We start from the raw sequence: 20,228 nt of genomic DNA, 5'->3' as shown, positions 1-20,228 counted from the left end.
CGCGCTGGTCATCGCAGGCTCACCCCGTCCTCGCCGTCGACCTCGGTCATGCGCACCGCGACGTCCTCGGAGCGGTTGGTCGGCACGTTCTTGCCGACGTAGTCCGCGCGGATCGGCAGCTCGCGGTGCCCGCGGTCGATGAGGACCGCCAGCTGCACGGCCCGCGGCCGGCCGTGGTCGCGCAGGGCGTCGAGCGCGGCGCGGACGGTGCGCCCGGAGAACAGGACGTCGTCGACGAGCACCACCACCGCGTCGTCGATGCCGCCCGGCGGCAGCTCCGTCTCTGCGAGCGCGCGCGTGGGGCGCAGGCGGAGGTCGTCGCGGTAGAGCGTGGGGTCGAGCGTCCCCGTGGGCACGGTGGCCCCGGTGATCTCGGAGATGCGCTCGGCGAGCCGCCGCGCGAGGTAGGTCCCCCGCGTCGGGAGGCCGAGGAGGACCACGGGGGCGGACCCGCCGTCCGGGGTGGTGCGTTCGATGATCTCGTGGGCGACGCGGGCCACGGTGCGCGCGAGATCGGCCGCCGAGAGGAGCTCGCGCTCACCCTCGGCACTCGCGCCACCCGACCCGGGCTCGCCCCGGCGCCTCGACGGCACGGGGGGACCCTCCTTCTCCGCCTCGCCGGACGGCTCTTAAAGGATGTCGGTCAGGACTCGCTCCGACACTATCAGCGACGACACGCCGACCCGACGGGGCCCATGCGACGGTCGTCGTCGCGCTGCTCCGGGCGCAGCACTACGCGCCGTGGTCCGTGTCCGGACGGAGTGCCACGAGCCACACCGGCGACGATCGGTGCGATCCCCGGCTTGACCATGTGCCGACACAGGGCGCATCATCACTCTCCGTATCGACTTCGCTGAGTGCACGGGCGGGGCGAGCCGGGCGACGCGAGAGGACGGGTGTCCGCCAGATGGGTGACTACGCGAAGGCGCTGGGGTCGAAGCTCCGGGGCATCCGCCAGCAGCAGGGTCTGTCACTGCACGGGGTCGAGCAGAAGTCGGGCGGGCGGTGGAAGGCCGTCGTCGTCGGGTCGTACGAGCGCGGCGACCGCGCCGTCACCGTGCAGAAGCTCGCCGAGCTCGCCGACTTCTACGGCGTCCCCGTCGCGGAGCTCCTGCCCGAGGGCCGGATCCCGTCCGGTTCGGAGCCCGCCGCCAAGATCGTCATCAACCTCGAGCGGCTCCAGCAGCTGCCCGCCGAGAAAGCCGGCCCGCTGGCCCGCTACGCCGCGGCCATCCAGAGCCAGCGCGGCGACTACAACGGCAAGGTCCTCTCAATCCGCAACGAGGACCTGCGCTCGCTCGCGATCATCTACGACATGAGCCCCGGGGAGCTGTCCGACCAGCTCGTCGACTGGGGCGTCCTCCCGCCCGAGGCCCGCGTCGCGCGGGCGATGGACGAGTAGGGCCGACGCCGCCGTCCGGAAGCAGCGAACGCGCTGTTCGCTGCTTCTCTGCGTCCGAAGTCCGCGTTCGCGGACCCCGGACGTGCCTCAGCCGTCGGTCGGCTCGTCGTTCGTCGGGGTGTCGCCCGACGCCAGCTCTACCCCGGCCGGCAGGTCGACGCGGTCCGGGCTCGGCGGCGCCACCGTGCCCGGGCGCCCCGAGGACACCCCGGCCAGCACGCCGTTGACGAACCGCGGCGAGTCGTCGGTCGACAGCTCGCGCGCCAGGTCGATCGCCTCGTCGATGGCCACCGGGTCCGGCACGTCGTCGGAGAACCGGATCTCGAAGACCCCGATCCGCAGGATCATGCGGTCGACGGCCGGCATCCGCGCCATCGTCCACCCGCGCGCGTAGGACGAGATCACGTCGTCGATCTCGTCGCGGTGGGACACGACGCCCTCGACGATCGAGGCCGCGAAGTCCGACACCGGCGGCGCGTCCGCGCCGGCGATGCGCCGCGCGAGCACCTCCTGCGCGTCCTCGCCGCGGGCCTCGGACTCGAAGAGGATGTCGAGGGCCCGCTTGCGGGCCTTGGAGCGGGAACCCTTGCGGGGAGTGGCGGGTGACGACACGGGTCTGGTCAGCTCCGCTTCGCTTCGTGGCTCGTCAGCCGCTCACGCGGCCCAGGTAGCGACCGTCCCGGGTGTCGACCTTGACCTTGGTGCCGGTCTCGAGGAACAGCGGGACCTGGATCTCCGCGCCCGTCGAGACCGTGGCCGGCTTGGTGCCGCCGGTGGAGCGGTCGCCCTGCAGGCCCGGGTCGGTCTGGGTGATCTCCAGCTCGACCGACGCCGGCAGCTCGATGTAGAGCGGCGCGCCGTCGTTGAAGGAGACCTGGACCTCCTGGTTCTCCAGGAGGAAGCGGGCCTGGTCGCCGACGGTGGCCGAGGGCAGCGGGACCTGCTCGTAGTCGGCGGCGTCCATGAAGATGAAGTCGTCGCCGTCACGGTAGAGGTAGGTCATGTCGCGCCGGTCGACGTTGGCCGTCTCGACCTTCGTGCCCGCGTTGAAGGTCTTGTCGACGACCTTGCCCGTCATGACGTTCTTCAGCGTCGTGCGGACGAAGGCGCCGCCCTTGCCGGGCTTGACGTGCTGGAACTCGGTGACGGTCCAGAGGTTGCCGTCGATGCGCAGCACGAGGCCGTTCTTGAGGTCGTTCGTCGTCGCCACGGGAGCGCTCTCTCCTACGTCTCGTCTCGGGACTCGGGCACGAGGTCCCGGGGGCTCTGCGTGAGGGGCACGGCTCCGGAGTCGGTGAGGACGAGCGTGTCCTCGATCCGGACCCCGCCCCGTCCGGCCAGGTAGACCCCCGGCTCGACGGTGACCGTCATCCCTACGTCCAGGGTAGCGGTCGCCGTCGCGGACAGCGCCGGAGCCTCGTGGATGACCAGCCCGACCCCGTGGCCCAGCCCGTGCACGAACTGCTCGCCGAACCCGGCGGCGACGATGACGTCGCGGGCGGCGGCGTCGACGTCCCGGGTCGCCGTGCCCGGCGCCAGCGCCGCCCGGCCGGCCGCGGCGGCCTCGGCGACGAGCGCGTGCAGGTCGCGCTGCCAGTCCTCGGGGGCGCCGACGACGAGCGTGCGGGTCATGTCGGAGTGGTAGCCGTCGACGAGCGCACCGAAGTCCATGGTCAGCAGGTCGCCGTCGGCCAGGGGCGCGTCGGTGGGGCGGTGGTGCGGGATCGCCGCGTGCGCGCCGGCGGCCACGATCGTCTCGAACGACGGGCCCTCGGCGCCGGCCTCCCGCATGCGCTCCTCGAGGTCGCGGGCGACCTCGCGCTCCGTGCGGCCGGGGCGCAGGCCGTCGTGCGCGATCATCCCGGCCAGCGCGACGTCCGCGGCCGCGCACGCCTGGCGCAGCGCGTCGATCTCGCCGTCGTCCTTCACCGCCCGCAGGGTCTCGACGAGGCCGGGGGCGCGGCGCAGCTCGCCCTGCGCCAGCGCGCCGAGGAGGTCGGCGTGGCCGTCGACCGTGACGTGGGCGCTGTCGAAGCCGACGGTCCCCCGGCGGTCGGCCAGCAGCGCCGGGGCGCAGGCCCGCTCGACGAGCACGCGGAGATCGGGCGTCTGGGCCGCCGCCTGGGTGGTGTAGCGCCCGTCGGTCGCGAGCACCGTGCGGTCCTCGCCGCCGGCCCCGTCGCCGGCGTCCACCAGCAGCGCCGCGTTGGAGCCCGTGAAGCCGGTGAGGTACCTGACGTTGATCAGGTCGGTGACGAGGAGCGCGTCCAGCCCGGCCTCGCGCAGCAGGTCACGCAGGGCGTCACGGCGTCGCGCGTGGCCGCCGGGCGCGCGTTCCGGACGGGTGGGCTCCACACCCGTCAGCCTAGGAGAGGGCGGGTCGTACGGTGTCGGGGTGCGTCCCGCCTCGGTCCGGCTGTGTCCCTGGGCCCTCCGTGCGCTCGTCCTGACCGTGGTCTACGGCGTCGCGGAGGCGCTGTTCGTGGCCCTGCGGTCCTGGTCACCCGACCTGATGCGGCTCTGGAGCGTCGTCCTGCTCCTGGTCGTCGTCGCGGTCGTGATCGGCTGGGTGGGCGCCGAGATCGTGCTCGACCGCCGACCCCCCGAATGGACCTGGTTCATCGCGGCCCTGGTCACGGCGCCCGCGGCCGGCCTGCTGAGCTGGATCCTGCTCGCGCTGTTCGTCGACGACACCGGGGTGGCCGACCTCCAGTCCGCGCTCGTCGGGCGCGCCTCGTTCGTCGCGCTGCTGATCCTCGCCGCGGTGTTCGTCGGGTCGCGGCTGGGCTGGCTGTCGATGCGCCGCCACGGCGAGGGCGCCGACGACCCCATGCTCGACGCCGACGACGAGGAGCTCGAGCGCCGCGTCGCCGACGAGCGCGCCCCCTCCGCCGCCCGCGCCGCCGCCCGCGCCGCCGCCCGCGTGGGCGTGGTGCCGGCGCGGGTCGTCCCCGCCGCCGACCCGGCGGTGGCCGGGGTGCGCACGCCGCGACGCCGCGCGGCGGACCGCGTGCCCGAGGTCGCCGAGCGTGAGCGCATGCCCGAGGCGCCCCGGCTCGCCGGGCAGCGCCGGGTCTCGACGGTCCGGCCCGCGGGGGCTCCTCCCGAGCCGGTCTCCTCGCCGTTCGGGACCGACACCGCGGCTCCCGCGGCGACCGGGGACGTGCCCGAGTCGCTCGAGGCACCGGTGGTCGCCGTGCTGCCGGCCTTCCCCCGCCCGGGCGGCCCGCTCGACCCCACGGGCAGTCAGCCCGCGGTCACCGCCGACGACGTCGCCGGGCCGGCCGAGCCCCCCGCCGAGCCGGAGAAGGGCTCGCGCCGCAAGTTCGGGCTGCGCCGCCCGAAGGGCTGAGCGCGCCTCCCCTCGTCGGTCGGCGCTGGGCCGTCTGCGCGCCGCCCCGCCGACCGCTTGATCAGCTCGCGAGGGCCGCGTAGGCCGCCGCGAGGTCGGACGGGTCCGGCCCCTCGAGACGCCCGGGGTTCGCCAGGCCGTCGAGCACCACGAAGCGCAGCAGCGCGCCGCGGGACTTCTTGTCCAGCCGCATGGTGGCGACGAGGTCGTCGAACGCGTCGGCGGGGTAGGTCGTCGGGAGACCCACCGCCGCGAGGGTGCCGGCGTGCCGGTCGGCCGTGGCGTCGTCGAGGCGCCCGGCCCGGCGGGCGAGTTCGGCGGCGAACACCAGACCCACCGACACCGCCTCGCCGTGGCGCCAGCGGTACTGCTCGCGACGCTCGACGGCGTGGCCGAGCGTGTGGCCGTAGTTGAGGATCTCGCGCAGGTGCGACTCGCGCAGGTCCGCGGCGACGACGTCCGCCTTCACCCGCACCGAGCGGACGACGAGCTCGCCGAGCACGTCGCCGGCCGGGTCGAGGGCCTGCTCGGGGTCGGCCTCGACGAGCTCGAGGATCGCGGGGTCGGCGATGAACCCGGTCTTGATCACCTCGGCCATGCCGGCCGCGAGCTCGGGACGGCCGACCGTGGCGAGGGTGTCGAGGTCCGCGACGACCGCGGCGGGCTCGTGGAACGCGCCGACGAGGTTCTTGCCGGCAGCGGTGTTGATGCCGGTCTTGCCGCCGACCGCGGCGTCCACCATGGCGAGCAGGGTGGTGGGCACCTGGACCACGCGGACGCCGCGCATCCACCCGGCGGCCACGAAGCCGACGAGGTCGGTGGCCGCTCCCCCGCCGACCGCCACGAGGGCGTCGGAGCGGGTGACGCCGAGCCGTCCCAGCTCCTCCCAGCAGGCGCCGGCCGTCGCGAGGTCCTTGCCGTCCTCGCTCTCGGGCAGCACGAGCAGGTGGGTGCGCGTGCCCTGGGCCTCGAGGGCGTCGCGGATCGCGGTGGCGACCCCGGCGACCGCGGGCTGGTGGCAGACGACGACGGTCGCCGTGCCCGCGAGGATCTCCGCCACGGCACCGGTGACCCCGCGACCGACGACGACGTCGTAGGGCTCGCCGCTCGCGACGCGCAGGCGCTGCTCGGCGACGGGGCTACCGGCCGGCACGGTCGGCCTCCGGGCGGAGGGCGGCGAGCACGGCGTCGACGACGGCCTCGGGGTCGAGGCTGTCCGTCGCGATCTCGTGGCGGGCGACCGCGCGGTACACGGGCAGGCGCTCCTGGAGCAGCGCGGAGAAGGTCGCGCGGGGGTTGACCCCGGCGAGCAGCGGCCGTGCCGTCGACAGCCCGACCCGCCGGACGCCGGCGGCCAGGCCGACCGCGAGGAAGACCACGGGGTGTCCCTCGAGGTCCGCGCGCACCCCCTCGGTCATCGGCGCGCCGCCGCCGAGGGCGAGCACGCCGTCGTGCTCGGCCAGGGCACTCGCGACCGCCTCGCGCTCCATCACCCGGAACGCGGCCTCGCCGTCGGACAGGAAGATGTCGCTGATCACCCGGCCGGTCCGCGCCTCGACGATCGCGTCGCTGTCGGTGAACCCGACGCCGAGGCGGTCGGCGAGCAGCTCGCCGACCGTCGACTTGCCGGCCCCCGGCGGGCCGACGAGGACCGCGACGGGACTCACGGCTCGCTCCGCAGCAGGTGCGGGTCGATGGCGGCGCGGTAGGCCGCGAGGTTGCGGGCGGTCTCGCCCAGCGAGTCGCCGCCGAACTTCTCCAGCGCCGCGTCGGCCAGCACGAGCGCGACCAGCGCCTCGGCGACCACGCCGGCCGCCGGCACGGCGCAGACGTCCGAGCGCTGGTGGTGGGCGACGGCCGCCTCGCCGGTCGCTGTGTCGACCGTCGCGAGCGCCCGCGGCACCGTCGAGATCGGCTTCATCGCCACGCGCGCCCGCAGCGGCTCGCCGTTGGTCATGCCGCCCTCGATGCCGCCCGCGCGGTTCGACGCGCGACTGACGCCGGGCGCGGCGACGTGCATCTCGTCGTGGGCCGCCGAGCCCCGCCGGCGGGCGGTGGTGAACCCGTCGCCGATCTCGACGCCCTTCATCGCCTGGATGCCCATCAGCGCGCCGGCCAGCCGGGCGTCGAGCCGCCGGTCGGCCTGCACGTAGGAGCCGAGGCCCACCGGCAGACCGTGGGCGACGACCTCGACGACCCCGCCCAGGGTGTCGCCGTCCTCCTTGGCGGCGTCGACCTCGGCCACCATCGCCTGCGTCGAGGCCTCGTCGACGGCGCGGACCGGGCTCGCGTCGATGCGCTCGCCGTCACCGGGCATCGGGATCGCGCCGGGGGTGGCGTCGGCGGTGCCGAGGCTGACCACGTGGGAGAGCACCTCGACACCCAGCGCCTGCGCCAGGAACGCCTTCGCGACGGCGCCGAGGGCCACCTTGGCGGCCGTCTCGCGCGCGCTCGCCCGCTCGAGCACGGGGCGCGCCTCGTCGAAGGCGTACTTCGTCATGCCCGCGAGGTCCGCGTGGCCGGGACGCGGCCGGGTGAGCGGCGCGTTGCGCGCCCGCCCCTCGATCAGCGCGGGGTCGACGGGGTCCGCCGACATCACCGTCTCCCACTTCGGCCACTCGGAGTTGCCGATGCGGATCGCGACCGGGCTGCCGAGCGTCACCCCGTGGCGCAGGCCGCCGGAGAGCTCGATCTCGTCGGCCTCGAACGCCATCCGCGCCCCGCGCCCGTAGCCCAGGCGGCGTCGCGCCAGCTCGGCCGACACCTCCTTGGAGCTGACCGAGACGCCCGCGACCATGCCCTCGAGCACCGCCGTGAGCGCCGCACCGTGCGACTCGCCCGCCGTCAACCACCGCAACACGGCCCCATCGTTCCACGTCACCCGTCATCACCGGCCCCTCAGGGACGCGGTGAGCACCACCCACGTCGCGACCAGCAGCGGAGGGCCGAACGGGACCCGCCGCGTCCCCTGCAGCGAGGCCAGCACGAGCACGCCGCACGCGGCCAGGGCCACCGCGGTGACGGGTGCCGTCCACGACGCGGCCGCCAGCGGGGCGCCGAGCGACGGGGCGAGCTTGACGTCGCCGGCGCCGAGGGCGGAGGGCGCGAGGAGGTGTACGGCGGCGAGGACACCGCCCACCGCGACCCCGCCGAGCAGGCCCGCACCGAGGGTGGACGGCGGGAGCGGGATCAGCGCGGCGAGCATCGCGACCGCCGCGGTCCCCGTGAGCGTGTCCGGCAGGCGACCCGCGGCGAGGTCGACGGCGCTCCCGGCGACCACGAGCGCGGCGAGCACCAGCTGGGCCGGCAGCCACACCACGGGGACCGCACCGGCGGCGACGAGGGTGCCCGCGAGCGCCCAGAGCACCGCGAGCACCCCGGCGCACGCCGCCACCGGCACGAGCGCCCCGCGCCGCATCCGCGCGAGCCACGCACGGATCGCCACCCCGCCGAGCGCGCCCGCTCCCCCGCCGGCCAGCCCGGCGAGCACCACGTCCCTGACCACGCCGTCGAGCGTGACCGGACCGGGCCCGATCCGTCACGCACCGCCTCGCGACCCCGGGGACGCATCCGGCGGATGGGGACGGCGGACGGGCGAGAGGCGGGTCGCCCGAGGATCCGAGCGGGTGGATTTCCTGACGTCCGACGCCAGCGTGGCCGCCAGGCTGAGACACCCCGTGCCACAGGCGGGCGGCGGCGTGTCGCGCAGCGAGGATGTGGCGAGCCTGGCGTGGGACGCCAGGAAAGCCGCATTCCTGGCAACACACCGCGGTCAGGTCAGCGGGGGCAGGGGCAGGAGCGGGGTGTCGGAGGTCGCCGCGAGGGCCCGGTGCATCGCCTCCCGCGGCGCCGGCAGACCCGTGAACTGCTCGACCTGGCCGAAGGCCTGGTGCAGGAGCATGTCGAGCCCGGTGGCGACGGGGAGCCCCCGGGCCGCCGCGGCGGCGGCCAGCGGGGTCGGCCACGGGTGGTACACCGCGTCGAGCACCACCGCCCAGTCGGGCAGCCACGCGACGAGACGCGCGGCGAGGGAGGCGTCCACCGACCCCGCCGGCGTGGTGTTGACCAGCGCCTTGGCGTCCGCCAGGTCCGGCGGCGACAGCTCCGCCCACGTCACCGCCCGCCGCGCGAACCCGAAGCCCCGCGCGACGTCCAGCGTCCCGGCGGCCCGCTGGAGATCCCGCACGACGAGGGTCACCCCCTCGCAGCCGATGTCGTAGATCCCGCCCAGCGCCGCGCAGGCGGTCGCCCCGCTGCCCAGCACCACGGCGTCGGCGGCGAACACGGTCGGCGGGAAGTCCCTCACCCCCGCCGCCCGCAGGGCCCCGGCGACGCCGTCGACGTCGGTGCAGTCCGCGGCCCACCCGCCGTCGTGGGGCACCAGGGTGTTCGCGGCCCCGACCCGGCGCGCGCGCAGCGAGACCGACGACGCCACCTCCAGCGCCGCCCGCTTGCCCGGCATCGTCACCGACAACCCCGTCCAGGACCTGTCGAGCCCGCGCACGAAAGCAGGCAGCTCCTCGGCGGTGCACTCGACGGTCCCGTAGGTCCAGTCGTCGAGGCCGAGCGCGGCGTAGGCGGCCCGGTGCAGCACCGGCGAGCGCGAGTGCGCGACGGGCGAGCCCAGGACGGCGGCGCGCACCCTCAGTAGACCCCGCGCTCCTGCGCCAGCCGGCGGTTGGCGTCGTGCTCGGCCGGTGTGACGGCGAAGCACGAGATGCCGTCGGTCTGGCACTTCACGAAGTACACCCACGGGCCCGGCTCGGGCTCGAGCGCGGCCTGCAGCGCCTGCGGGCTGACCGCGCCGATGGGGGTCGGGGTCAACCCGAGGTTGAGGTAGGTGTTGTACGGGCCCGGGCGGGCGCGATCGTACGGGCTGGTCAGCAGCGTCTGGCGGTCCAGGGGGTAGTTCACCGTCGAGTCGAACTGCAGGCGCATCGGCACCGCGAGCCGGTTGACGATGACCCGCGTGACCTTCGCGAAGTCGGCCGGGACGCCCTCGCGCTCGGCGAGCGACCCGAGGATCAGCGCGTCGTAGGGCGCCATCCCGGCGGCCTCGGCCTCGCGCACGAGCCCCCCGGCCTCCAGCCGCGGCACCGACGCCCGTACCACCGCGGCGAGCGCCTCGCGCGCCCCGGTGCCCGGGGCCAGGTCGTAGGGACCGGGGGCGAGCAGGCCCTCGAGCCGGCGGGCCGGCTCGGCGCGCCGGACGCCGTCGAGCGCCCACGAGGGCACCCCGAGCTCGGCCGGATCGGTGTCGGCCATCGCCGCGCGCAGCTCCTCGACCGAGGCGCAGCGCTCCGCGCCGGACCCGTCGACGGTGCAGGTGGCGCGCGAGATCAGCGACAGGACCCCCGGCACGACCTCGGTGCCGTTGCCGGCGGTGTCGTCGAGCTGCGTGCCGCTGCGGATGTCGAGCCGCCCGACGCGCGTGGCGGGGTCGAGCAGTGCCGTCACGGCGCCCGCGGCCGACATCTGCCGGCGCAGCTCGTAGAAGCCGGGCTGGATGCCGCGCCCGTTCGGGTCCTCCTCCGCGGCGTCGCCGAACGCCCGCGCCGAGGCCACCACGTCCGCGGCGACGAGCTCCTCGCCGATCGCGCGGGTGGACGAGCCGTCGGAGACCTCCACGACGACGCGGCCGGTGCCGGGACCGTCGTAGTCCGGCGGGAACAGGATCGGCCACAGGTCGCGGGTGAAGAACACCCCGCCGACGAGCGCGAGCACCAGGACCGCGGCGACCGCGGGCCACAGCCATCGGCGGCGGCGCGGCGGCCGGCCCTGCGGCAGCGCCTCGGTGAGGGCGTCCCCGCCGGAGCGCGGCTCGTCGTCACCGAGCAGCCATCCGGCGTCGGCGTCCGGCTCGGCCTCGGCCGGTGCAGGCGGGTCCGCCGGCGCCGGCTCCGGCGCGGGCACCCGCCACGCCGCCGCGTAGTGCCGGTCGGTCTCGGCGTCGGGATGGGCGACGTAACGGTCACGCGAGGGCCCCGCCGACCCCGGGCCCGACCCTCCGAACGCCCGCCCGGTCGTCGCCGACATCCGGATCACCCGGCGCTCGGTGTGCGATCGACCGTCGGGCCGGCCGGGCCCGGGGTGACGTCCGGTCACGAGTCCTCCGAGCTGTCGGGGTCGGGGGTCCGGACCCGTCGGGTGTCGAGGTACCCCTGCAGGATCTCCACGGCGGCGGCCTGGTCGATCACGCGGCGCTGCTTGCGCCCCTTGACCCCGCGGTCGGAGAGGGTGCGCATCGCGGTCACGGTGGTCAGGCGCTCGTCGGAGAGCACGACCGGGGTCCCGCGGGAGGCCAGCCGCCCGGTGAGCGCGTCGGCGTAGCCGCGGGCGGTCTGCGCCGCCGGGCCGTCCCGGCCGGCCAGCGTCCGGGGGAGCCCCACGACCACCTCGACCACCTCGTGCTCGTCGACGAGCGCCACGAGCCGGTCCAGGTCGGTACCGGCATCATCGTGAGCGAGCGTAACGAGCGGGGTGGCGAGCACCCCGGCCGGATCCGAGAGCGCCACGCCCACGCGCACGCTGCCGACGTCGACGCCGAGGCGCCGGCCCCGCACGACGGGAGAGTCACCGGCCAGCGCGGGCCACCTCCGCGCGGAGGGCGGCGATGGCGTCGTCGATGCCCGCGACACCGCTGCCCCCGCCCTGGGCGAGGTCCGGCTTGCCGCCGCCCCGCCCGTTCACGGCGGGCGCGAAGGCCTTGACGAGGTCGCCGGCGCCGAGGCCCTGCTCGCGGGCGGCCTCGGTGGTGGCGACGACGAACGACACCTTCTCGCCGTCGGGGGCGAAGAGCGCCACGACGCCCGGGCGGGCCTGCAGCCGGCCCCGGACGTCGCCGGCCAGCGAGCGCAGGTCGCCGCCACCGACGCCCTCGGGCGTGCGGGCGGCGACGAGCGCGATGCCGCCGACGTCCTCGGCGCCGTCGGCCAGCGCGCCGGCCGAGGAGAGCACCTCGCGCGCCCGGATGGTCTCGAGCTCCTTCTCCGCGGCGCGCAGGCGCTCGACGATGCCCGAGATGCGCTCCGGCAGTTCGTCGCTGGGCGTCTTGAGCTGCTCGGCGAGCTGGTTGACCAGGACGTGCTCACGGTTGAGGTACCGGAAGGCGTCCAGGCCGACGAGGGCCTCGACCCGCCGCACCCCGGAGCCGATGGACCCCTCGGTGATGACCTTGACCATGCCGAGCTCGCCGGTGCGGGCCACGTGGGTGCCACCGCACAGCTCGCGGGAGTACTCCCCCATGTCGACGACGCGCACGTGGTCGCCGTACTTCTCGCCGAACAGCATCATGGCGCCGAGCTCGCGGGCCCGGTCCATCGACGTCACGTACCAGTCGACGTCGCGGTCCTCCTGCAGGATCGTGTTGACCTCGTCCTCGACCTCGAGCAGCAGCGCGGGCGGGATCCCGCCCGAGGGCGAGGTGAAGTCGAAGCGCAGGCGCCCGGGGGCGTTGAGCGAGCCGGCCTGGGCGGCGGCGGGGCCGAGGGCGTTGCGCACCCCGGCGTGCACGAGGTGGGTCCCGGTGTGGGCGCGGGCGATGGCGGTGCGCCGGGAGACGTCGACCTCGGCGTCGGCGGCCGTGTCGACGGCGACGGTCCCCCCGGTGACGACGCCGCGGTGGATCCGCAGGCCGGGCACGGGGATCTGGACGTCGTCGACGTGGACGGTCCCGTCCCCGGTCCGGATGGTGCCCGTGTCGGCCTGCTGACCGCCCGACTCGCCGTAGAACGGGGTGTTGTCCAGGACGATCTCGACGACGTCGCCCGCCGAGGCCGCCGGCACCGGCTGGCCGTCGACGAGCAGGCCCACGATGCGCGCGGCGGCCTGCAGGTCGGTGTAGCCGAGGAACTCCCCGGGCGGGTGCTCCTCGAGCAGGCGGCGGTAGACCGAGTGGTCGGCGCTGCCCTGCTTGCGGCTGGCCGCGTCGGCCTTGGCCCGGGCGCGCTGCTGGTTCATCAGCGACCGGAAGGCACCCTCGTCGACGTCGAGCCCCGCCTCGCCCGCCATCTCGAGGGTGAGGTCGATGGGGAAGCCGTAGGTGTCGTGGAGGGTGAAGGCGTCCTCGCCGGAGAGCACGGAGCGTCCCGACGCGCGGGTGCTGGCGACGGCGTCGTCGAAGAGCCGCGAGCCCGTCGTCAGCGTGGCGCGGAAGGCGTCCTCCTCGGCGCGCATCACGGAGACGATGCGGTCGAAGTCGGACACGATCTCGGGGTACGACGGTCCCATCGCGTCGCGGACCACCGCGGTGAGGTCGGCGAGCACCGGCTCGGTGATCCCGAGCAGCCGCGCGTTGCGCACGACGCGCCGCAGCAGGCGCCGCAGGACGTAACCGCGGCCCTCGTTGCCGGGGGTCACGCCGTCGCCGATGATCATCGTCCCGGTACGGATGTGGTCGGCGATGACGCGGAACCGCACGCCGTCCTCGGCCGTGCCGCCGTCGTAGGAGCGTCCCGACAGCTCCTGGACGCGGTCGATGGTCGGCCGCAGCAGGTCGGTCTCGTAGACGTTCTCGACGCCCTGGAGCAGGAACGCGACCCGCTCGATGCCCAGGCCGGTGTCGATGTTCTTCTGCGGGAGCTCACCGATCGGGGCGGCGCCGTACTTGGGGCTCTCGCCACCGCGCACGTCCTGCATGAACACGAGGTTCCAGATCTCGAGGTACCGGTCCTCGTCGGCGACCGGGCCGCCCTCGACCCCGAACTCCGGCCCGCGGTCGTAGTAGATCTCCGAGCAGGGGCCGCCGGGTCCGGGGACGCCCATGTCCCAGTAGTTGTCGCGTCCGTCGCGGCGCTGGATGCGCTCGGGCGGCAGCCCGATCTCGTCGCGCCAGATGCGCTCGGCCTCGTCGTCGTTCTCGTAGACGGTGACCCAGATGCGCTCGGGGTCGAAACCGAACCCGCCGTCGTCGACGGCGCCGGTCACCAGCGCCCAGGCGTGCCGGATCGCGCCTTCCTTGAAGTAGTCGCCGAACGAGAAGTTGCCCGCCATCTGGAAGAACGTGTTGTGGCGGGTGGTGTGGCCGACGTTCTCGATGTCGCCGGTGCGCACACACTTCTGGATCGACGTCGCGGTGTGCCAGGGGGCCGGCGCGTCACCGAGGAAGTAGGGCTTGAACTGCACCATCCCCGCGTTGACGAACAGCAGGGTCGGGTCGTCGAGGATCAGCGAGGCACTGGGGACGGGCGTGTGGCCGGCGTTCTCGAAGTGGGCGAGGAAGCGTCGGCGGATCTCGTGGGTCTGCACGGTGTCCTGCTCGGAAGAGTGCGGAAGGGGACGCGGATCGCGCGGGGACGTGCTCGGGGGCGCCCGTCAGCGGGCGCGCGAGTCTCCCCGCCGGGGCGCTCGCGCGTGACGGGCCGACGTCGGCGGGTCGGGCCGCACGGGGATCTCGGTCGTGTCCTCCACCATCGCGTACAGCTCCTCGGAGCGTTCGTTCATTCCGGCGCGCACCTCCGCGCCGAACGCCCCGAGTCCGGCCCCGAGCTCCCGCAGCCCCTCGCCGAGGCTCGTGCCGACGCCCGCCGGCGTGGCCTTCTGGGTCATTTCGTTGACTTTGCGGGTGGCGGTGACGCCGACCGCGACACCGACGCCGACCCAGAACAGTCGCCTCATGCGCGCACGCTCCGCTTCGACTTCCGGTCCTTGCCCTTCGGCGCGTTCTTGAGCCTGCGGGCCTGCTGGGCCTTGCGCAGCCCGTAGGACAGGGCCGCGACCTTGACGAGCGGGCCGCCCAGCGTCGCGGTGAACAGCGTGCTCAGTGCCTTGGTGTTGGCCGCGACGGCCTGGGCACTGGCCGTGACCCCGTCCACCCGCTCGAGCTGGGTGTTGACGGTGGTCAGCGTGACCCCGGCGTCGGAGAGCAGGGGCTCGGTGCCCTCGTGGGCCTTGCGGATCGCGATCGTCGCCTCGTCGAGGGTGCGCCCGAGCTTGATCAACGGGATGGCGAGCAGCACCACCAGGATCACGAACGCCACCGCGGCGACGATCGCCGCGATCTGGCCGACCGACACGGGTCCTCCTCGGTGCTGGGTGCGGTACAGGTCCCCGGACCGACGCCCCGCGACACCACCCGGGAGCGGGTCGCGGACGCCACCTGGCGCAGGTGGCGGCAGGTTACCGTGCGCCGTTCGTGAACTTCCCGGCCCCGCCGTCCGGCTTGATCAGCAGGCGATGCGATCAGCAGGCGGTGTGCTCAGCAGGCGGGCAGCCCCAGCCCGCCCCGGTACGCCGGTGCGAGGTAGACCTCGGAGATGTAGCCGACCCGCCCGTCGGGGGCCCGGGCGCCGAGCCAGAGCTCCGACACCGCGGCGTTCGGGTTCTGGCCGATGTTCGTCGAGGTGACGTCGGCGTTGGTGATGACCTCGCCGGTCAGCTGGCAGACCGCCTCGAAGGTGAACCCGCTGCCCACGTCGGTGCCGGGGATCTTGCAGCCGGGCATGTTGGCGCAGCGGGCGACCGGCCGGGACGACAGGTACGACGGGGTGCGGTCCTCGACGAGCGCGCCGTCACCGATCGCGACGCGGTTCTGCACGACGACGGTGCGGTCGGTCGGTGGGTCCGGCGCGGCCGCCAGGACGAGTACGAGCGCCGTCGCGAGACCCGCCACGAGCGCGACGAGCACGGTGAACACCACGATCTCGAGCCGCCGGCGGGTGGAGCGACGCGCCGGCCCGGGACGGGCCGGCGGCGGCGGGGCGGCCGGTGGCGGGCCGGCGGGCGGCGGCGGGTCGTCACGCGGCGCGTCGGGCTCGCGCAGCCGGGCGTGCCGGGCCTGCCAGGCCGCCACCTCGTCCGGCTCGAGACCGACGGCGCCGAGCACGTCGCTCACGAGGTCGGCGTTGGGCAGCCCGGGCCCGCGCGTGGCGGTGGCGATCGTCGACTTCCCCCAGCCCGAGAGCTCCTCCGCCCGGCGGAACGACACGTCCCGCGCCCGCAGGGCGTCCCGGAAGTCCGCGCAGAACCGCGCCGGGGAGTCACCGCTCCCGTCCGGACCCCCGCGTCCCACACCCTCGCCGTCGATGGCTCCCCCTCGGTCCCCCCGTGGTCCCCCCGGACCCGCACGCAAGATCGTCCGGCACGGCGGGCCCGATGCCCAGCCGCCGTCCGGCCGCTGTCCGGGACGTTCGGCGGACACCGCCCGGACACGCCGGGACGCGTCCCCGGAAACCCGCCGGAGATCACCGACGAAGATTCCGTCGGAGGCCACCGGTTCCGTTCGGGGGGTGGTGGCCCCGCGGGCCGGGGTGCCGCGGGCGGCCGGGGGGCGCGCCCGCGGTGCCCCGGCTCGTGTCGGCCTGACCCACCACTGTCGGCACGGCTCAGCCCTGATCCGAGCGCTCGTCGATCCGTCGCAGCGACCCCTCTCCGTGGACACCGACGACGCACGTGCCGAGCTTGTTGAGACGCAAGGGATTCGACATCGATGGGGTCGGTGCGGGACTCATCGGTCTGGCCGGTACACGGCGATGCGGTCGTCCTCGACGACCGCACCCGGCACGATGTCTTCGATCATCAGTCCGAAGCGCTCAAAGCCGAGCCAATCACCGAGCAGGAGCGGACCGAATCGGAGCCGTAGATCATGAGCGAGGCGCACAGCCGAGGCGGCCTCGCCCGCGTCGGTGCGCACCCGATCAGCAACATAGTCACGGATCGCAGCCACCGCTTCAGGCGAGTCCTCGTCGAACCACCGTGACCGTCCCGGGGGTGGTGGCTTACTGGCGGTCGGCGCGACAACGGTCTCCCGCGTCAGGTCCCCGGAGCGAATCGGAGGGACGGCATGGAGTGAGACGCGGCCGGCCAGCTCATCGATCTGTTTGATGCCGACGCGAACCCGATCGCCCGTCCTGCGCTGCATCCCACGCGGGATCTCGTCGTTGTGCAGCAACGCCACGTGCCCGGACGGCAGCTCGATCAGGAATCCGTACGGGCGCACATCGTGCACGGTTGCTGTGACCGTGGAGCCGGTCGGGTGCGCGAGAATGTCCGGTGGTCTGATCGTGCTCAAGCCGATCTGGCGGGTCTCGCGGTCGATCGAGTTGATTCGGACAGTCAGAAGATCCCCGGGGAGAGGCCACAGCGCGCCGTCCGCGTCGACCATCTGAGACCGGTGCAGCAATCCCCCTACCGCGTGATCTCCCTGCCCCGTGGGGAGGAGGAAAAACACCCCGTACTCCACGACATTGGACACGGTCGCCTCGACCCAGGCACCGACCTCCAGGAATCCGATGTTCCACGGCCCAATGTCGACGAGAACGCATTCGATCCGCTGATCAGGTCGGTCCACGGAGGTGAGACGCACGGTGATGTCGTTCTCGAGCAGAGACGACACGACGCCCTCGCCGCGCCTGAGGCGAAGCCGGCCGGTGAGGGCGGGAGCTCGGGAGATGGTGACCACTGCCGTTGTCGGCGAGATGGCACGCACCACCCGAGCCGCCACTAGTTGTTGAGCCTTCCAGGCGCTCTCGAGGACATCAAGCGACGACTCGATGTTGACGATCTCTGCTGGTACCCCCGCTTCCGCGGGGAAACCCTCGAGCTCGACGAGCGAACCTGCGAGGTTCGACACCCTGACCGTCGCCGAGCCGGTCTGCAGAAGCTGCGTACCGACAGCAGGGTCGATCTCCTCGCGGCGGGCACGAGTGCCGTCGTGCCACTGCACGACCAGCGGCATGACCGGAAGGAGTGGGACCAGGATCGCACAGCGCCGGTGACGATTGATGGATCCGAACTCCAGCGCTTCCCCGTCGCGGACGAACCCGACGAGGGTCTGCGGAAGGAGCGGCGCGACCTCCCTCAGGAGCAGTCCATCCCAGCCCGACTCGGGAGTTGCGACGACGGGCGGGTGGCGGCCCAGGGCCCGACAGAGCTGGGCGGTCAACCAGGCGGTTGGCGTCGACCGAAGGGCTTCGGGGAGACGCCACAACGCAGCCGACGCCCAGTCGGAGATTCCGTTTCGCCTCTCCCGCACGATGGTCCTGACGCAGTCCGCCAACACGCGGTCGACGGTCGGGCGGCCGTCATCCGTCGTGACGTGAGCCCAGACCATCTCCTCCTCGAGCGCGAGAAGGGGGCTTGTCCCATCGTCGCGGACGAGGAGGGCGCTGAGGGCTTCGACCCGGTCCGTGTGCTGCCAGAGCGCTACACGGAGCGCCTCCCATGCCCGAGCGCGGAAATCATCTGTCAGCTCCAGGCCTCCCGAAAAGATCCCATCGACCACGTCCGACAGGCCTAGCTCGAGTTCCAGCCACAGCGAGTTGGGGCCGAAGAACGCCTGCCGCACCCGGCGCACAGCAGCGGCGGACACGAACGGAGGAGTGCTCAGAAGCGTGGCGAGGGCGAGCAGAGGCGACCCGCGGACCACGGGGTCCGCTAGGACGGCATCGAGCAGTTCACGTCGAACCGGGTCCGGGTCCGGTATTGCCTCGTCCTCCACCATCAGGAGATCGGGACTCCGTCGTCCCGAGTCCCGGCCGCCCACCACGATCTCCACGACACGCGAGCCCTGGGAGCGGGCACGGGCGACGTCCGCCGCCATCGAGGCGATCTCGTCCATGGCAACCAGTCCAGGACGAACCAGGATGGTTGATGGCGCGAAGGGCTGCTGATCCCATGGAACCCATGTCGGCCGAGCGCCGACGCCGCATCCGGCTTGAGGAGTTCCGTGGTACGACATCGTCTCGAGCCGGTCGACGCCAAAGGCCCGCCGGGCCTCCTCCTCGAGATCGGCGATGTCCATCGCGAGGAGGCCGGCACGGAGGTTGGCATCGACGAGGAAGCGCACGCACGACGGGGGCCCAGCCACGGTCAGGAGCGGCACGTCCCGCATCGGCCGACCCCGCGCCACAGCGTCGACGACGGCCGGGACGTCCGGCAAGCGGCCAGCACGAGCAACCCTCGTCATTGAACGCAGAGCGGACTGCACGGTCGGCCCGGAGAACATGGAGGCTGTCCTGAGCGGGACGTCGCCGCTACCCCGATGGGGAACGGGGCGGTAATCGGATCCCTCCGCCTCCACGGCGACCTCGATCGGAACGGCACCGGCGGCGGTGTCCACCACCCCGGGCACCACGGACGCTATGACCCGCGATCTACGTGAGGACGGCCTGGAGCGACGTCTCCGCGACCCTTCGTCGCCTGCCCCGCGGGAGTTCGCGGGGTCGTTGCGATCATGCGCGCTCGTCTGCGCCTGCTCGTCGTCGTGTTCGTCGTCCGAACCCGACTCGTCGCCCGCGCCCCACCCATCCGCTCCGCGTTGCGGCAACGATGCCGGTAAAGGCTCGAGGACGGAGGCAGGCATCGCGGACGGGTCATCGGACAGCACGGCTTGGTCTGGTCGGAGCGCCAGCCCGACGTGGCTCAGCGCAGCCCCGACATCCCGGAAGTGTTGCCGGAACGCGAGGATCCGTGCGCCGTCCGCGAGGTTCCCCGCGCTCATCGAGCCCAGCGGCGCTCCAGCCGCCTGCCGCGTCCGACTCTTGCGACCGTCATCTGTTCGACCAGGGCCCACGTCGCCGGATCCTGGTGCAGCTCCGGCGTCGTCAGAGCCACGTTCACGAGGTCGAGGAACTCCGAGGTGCTGGGCAAGGCTCCGGACTCACCCACCGAGTTGGCGAGGCGCTCCACTACCGCCAGTTGCTCGGCGTCGAGTCGCTCCGTCGTGAAATGCCGCTCAACGATCTCCACGAGCTCTTCGGAGGTCGGAGCCTTGAGATTCAAGACCACGCAGCGCCGCACGAAGGCGTCCGGAAGATCTCTTTCGTGGTTGGTCGTGATGATCGTCAAAGGACTCCATGTCGGTACAAGGGCGTCGGTTCGCACGACCAGTCCGAGCTCCGGAACTGCGAACTGCTTGCTACCGAACGGCACCAGTAGCCCGTTGCAGAACGAGAGGTCGGCCTTGTCGATCTCGTCGATGAGCACCACCGCCCCGGAGCGGGTCACCCTCGAACCGCTGACGGGCGCAGGTCCGATCGCAGGTTCCAGGCCCGATCTCTCGAATTCTGCGTGTTCCAAGCCACGGCGTCGCGCGGAGCCGGGGTCGAACGCCCACCAAAGCGGCCCGGGCTCCACGTAGGCGGCCGTACCGGCTCGCCCGCCGCGGAGCCGATCGGCTTGGGCGTCCCCGAGCCGGCGAACAGCATCGAAGGTCCACAGCAGGTCCGCAGGCGTCGACTCCTCCGTCGCCACGAACTCGTCGTAGACAACGCCGAGATTGCGCGCGAGGTAGCTCGCGAGGCTCGACTTCCCACATCCGGGCGGTCCGCCGAGCAACAGAGGTCGTCCGGTGATCACGGCGACCTTGATAGCGGTGCGAATGGCGTCGGTGATCACATAGACTTCACCGTCACGCGCGTCTCCTCGCGGGAGCCCGGTCGCCGAAGGTCGATCCTGAAGCCGGTCGAGGTCTTCCAAGACCGCTGAGATGGCAAAGTCGCCTCCCTTGTCGGGCCTGCTCACGCGTTCGTCGTGGGC

At 73.6% G+C, this 20,228-nt stretch carries 19 protein-coding genes; 2 read left to right on the top strand and 17 right to left on the bottom strand.

The features are described from left to right. Window positions 1–8 precede the first annotated feature (8 nt). Entirely contained in the window at window positions 9–593 is a 585-nt protein-coding gene (pyrR, locus tag WCD41_RS12825) for a bifunctional pyr operon transcriptional regulator/uracil phosphoribosyltransferase PyrR (RefSeq protein WP_337713815.1), read from the bottom strand. 314 nt (window positions 594–907) lie between these two features. Here pyrR and bldD point away from each other — a divergent pair, with 314 nt between their 5' ends. Continuing rightward, window positions 908–1,402: a transcriptional regulator BldD gene (gene bldD / locus WCD41_RS12820; protein WP_337713814.1), complete on the top strand. Its 495-nt coding sequence runs from the start codon at window positions 908–910 to the stop codon at window positions 1,400–1,402. 87 nt (window positions 1,403–1,489) lie between these two features. Here bldD and nusB read toward each other — a convergent pair whose 3' ends face one another. From nusB to WCD41_RS12805, 3 genes are read right to left on the bottom strand one after another with little or no spacing between them, the layout of a single operon-like run. Next, the gene (gene nusB, locus WCD41_RS12815) at window positions 1,490–2,014 is read right to left on the bottom strand and encodes a transcription antitermination factor NusB (protein WP_337713813.1); all 525 of its coding nucleotides are present in this window, start codon (window positions 2,012–2,014) and stop codon (window positions 1,490–1,492) included. A 34-nt stretch (window positions 2,015–2,048) separates the two neighbouring features. Then, the gene (gene efp / locus WCD41_RS12810; RefSeq protein WP_337713812.1) at window positions 2,049–2,612 is read right to left on the bottom strand and encodes an elongation factor P; all 564 of its coding nucleotides are present in this window, start codon (window positions 2,610–2,612) and stop codon (window positions 2,049–2,051) included. A gap of 14 nt (window positions 2,613–2,626) precedes the next feature. Beyond that, window positions 2,627–3,757 (bottom strand): M24 family metallopeptidase, encoded by a 1,131-nt coding sequence (locus WCD41_RS12805; protein ID WP_337713811.1) that lies wholly within the window; start codon window positions 3,755–3,757, stop codon window positions 2,627–2,629. Between the two features lie 40 nt (window positions 3,758–3,797). On the opposite strand from WCD41_RS12805, the gene WCD41_RS12800 reads away from it, so the two are divergent. Then, a complete protein-coding gene (locus WCD41_RS12800) occupies window positions 3,798–4,754 on the top strand; it encodes a hypothetical protein (RefSeq protein ID WP_337713810.1) in 957 nt (318 codons plus the stop codon). A gap of 61 nt (window positions 4,755–4,815) precedes the next feature. Here WCD41_RS12800 and aroB read toward each other — a convergent pair whose 3' ends face one another. From aroB to WCD41_RS12735, 13 genes are all read right to left on the bottom strand, one after another. Continuing rightward, complete coding sequence (aroB, locus tag WCD41_RS12795; RefSeq protein WP_337713809.1) at window positions 4,816–5,907, bottom strand: 3-dehydroquinate synthase; 1,092 nt, start codon at window positions 5,905–5,907, stop codon at window positions 4,816–4,818. Next, entirely contained in the window at window positions 5,894–6,421 is a 528-nt protein-coding gene (locus WCD41_RS12790; RefSeq protein WP_337713808.1) for a shikimate kinase, read from the bottom strand. Before WCD41_RS12790 ends, aroB begins: the two co-directional genes overlap by 14 nt. After that, window positions 6,418–7,614, bottom strand: coding sequence for a chorismate synthase (gene aroC / locus WCD41_RS12785; RefSeq protein ID WP_337713807.1), 1,197 nt, complete (start codon window positions 7,612–7,614; stop codon window positions 6,418–6,420). Before aroC ends, WCD41_RS12790 begins: the two co-directional genes overlap by 4 nt. A gap of 27 nt (window positions 7,615–7,641) precedes the next feature. Continuing rightward, the gene (locus tag WCD41_RS12780; protein ID WP_337713806.1) at window positions 7,642–8,259 is read right to left on the bottom strand and encodes a prepilin peptidase; all 618 of its coding nucleotides are present in this window, start codon (window positions 8,257–8,259) and stop codon (window positions 7,642–7,644) included. 267 nt (window positions 8,260–8,526) lie between these two features. Next, window positions 8,527–9,396, bottom strand: coding sequence for a shikimate dehydrogenase (locus WCD41_RS12775; RefSeq protein WP_337713805.1), 870 nt, complete (start codon window positions 9,394–9,396; stop codon window positions 8,527–8,529). Between the two features lie 2 nt (window positions 9,397–9,398). Continuing rightward, the gene (locus WCD41_RS12770) at window positions 9,399–10,790 is read right to left on the bottom strand and encodes an endolytic transglycosylase MltG (RefSeq protein ID WP_337713804.1); all 1,392 of its coding nucleotides are present in this window, start codon (window positions 10,788–10,790) and stop codon (window positions 9,399–9,401) included. Between the two features lie 65 nt (window positions 10,791–10,855). Continuing rightward, the gene (gene ruvX / locus WCD41_RS12765; RefSeq protein WP_337713803.1) at window positions 10,856–11,317 is read right to left on the bottom strand and encodes a Holliday junction resolvase RuvX; all 462 of its coding nucleotides are present in this window, start codon (window positions 11,315–11,317) and stop codon (window positions 10,856–10,858) included. Between the two features lie 10 nt (window positions 11,318–11,327). Further along, window positions 11,328–14,000, bottom strand: a complete 2,673-nt coding sequence (alaS, locus tag WCD41_RS12760; protein ID WP_337713802.1) for an alanine--tRNA ligase — start codon at window positions 13,998–14,000, stop codon at window positions 11,328–11,330. Window positions 14,001–14,066: 66 nt separating this feature from the next. Beyond that, the gene (locus WCD41_RS12755; RefSeq protein WP_337713801.1) at window positions 14,067–14,369 is read right to left on the bottom strand and encodes a hypothetical protein; all 303 of its coding nucleotides are present in this window, start codon (window positions 14,367–14,369) and stop codon (window positions 14,067–14,069) included. Further along, on the bottom strand, window positions 14,366–14,767 hold the full coding sequence (locus WCD41_RS12750) for a DUF948 domain-containing protein (RefSeq protein ID WP_337713800.1): 402 nt from the start codon (window positions 14,765–14,767) through the stop codon (window positions 14,366–14,368). Before WCD41_RS12750 ends, WCD41_RS12755 begins: the two co-directional genes overlap by 4 nt. A gap of 182 nt (window positions 14,768–14,949) precedes the next feature. Further along, window positions 14,950–15,762, bottom strand: a complete 813-nt coding sequence (locus WCD41_RS12745; protein ID WP_337713799.1) for a hypothetical protein — start codon at window positions 15,760–15,762, stop codon at window positions 14,950–14,952. A gap of 435 nt (window positions 15,763–16,197) precedes the next feature. Continuing rightward, window positions 16,198–19,191, bottom strand: coding sequence for a S1 RNA-binding domain-containing protein (locus WCD41_RS12740; RefSeq protein ID WP_337713798.1), 2,994 nt, complete (start codon window positions 19,189–19,191; stop codon window positions 16,198–16,200). Then, window positions 19,188–20,213: an AAA family ATPase gene (locus tag WCD41_RS12735; RefSeq protein ID WP_337713797.1), complete on the bottom strand. Its 1,026-nt coding sequence runs from the start codon at window positions 20,211–20,213 to the stop codon at window positions 19,188–19,190. Before WCD41_RS12735 ends, WCD41_RS12740 begins: the two co-directional genes overlap by 4 nt. Between the last annotated feature and the right edge of the window lie 15 nt (window positions 20,214–20,228).

The organism is Actinomycetospora aeridis, from assembly GCF_037400275.1.
GTDB lineage: Bacteria > Actinomycetota > Actinomycetes > Mycobacteriales > Pseudonocardiaceae > Actinomycetospora > Actinomycetospora aeridis.
This window is presented reverse-complemented; position numbering and strand designations above follow the sequence as displayed.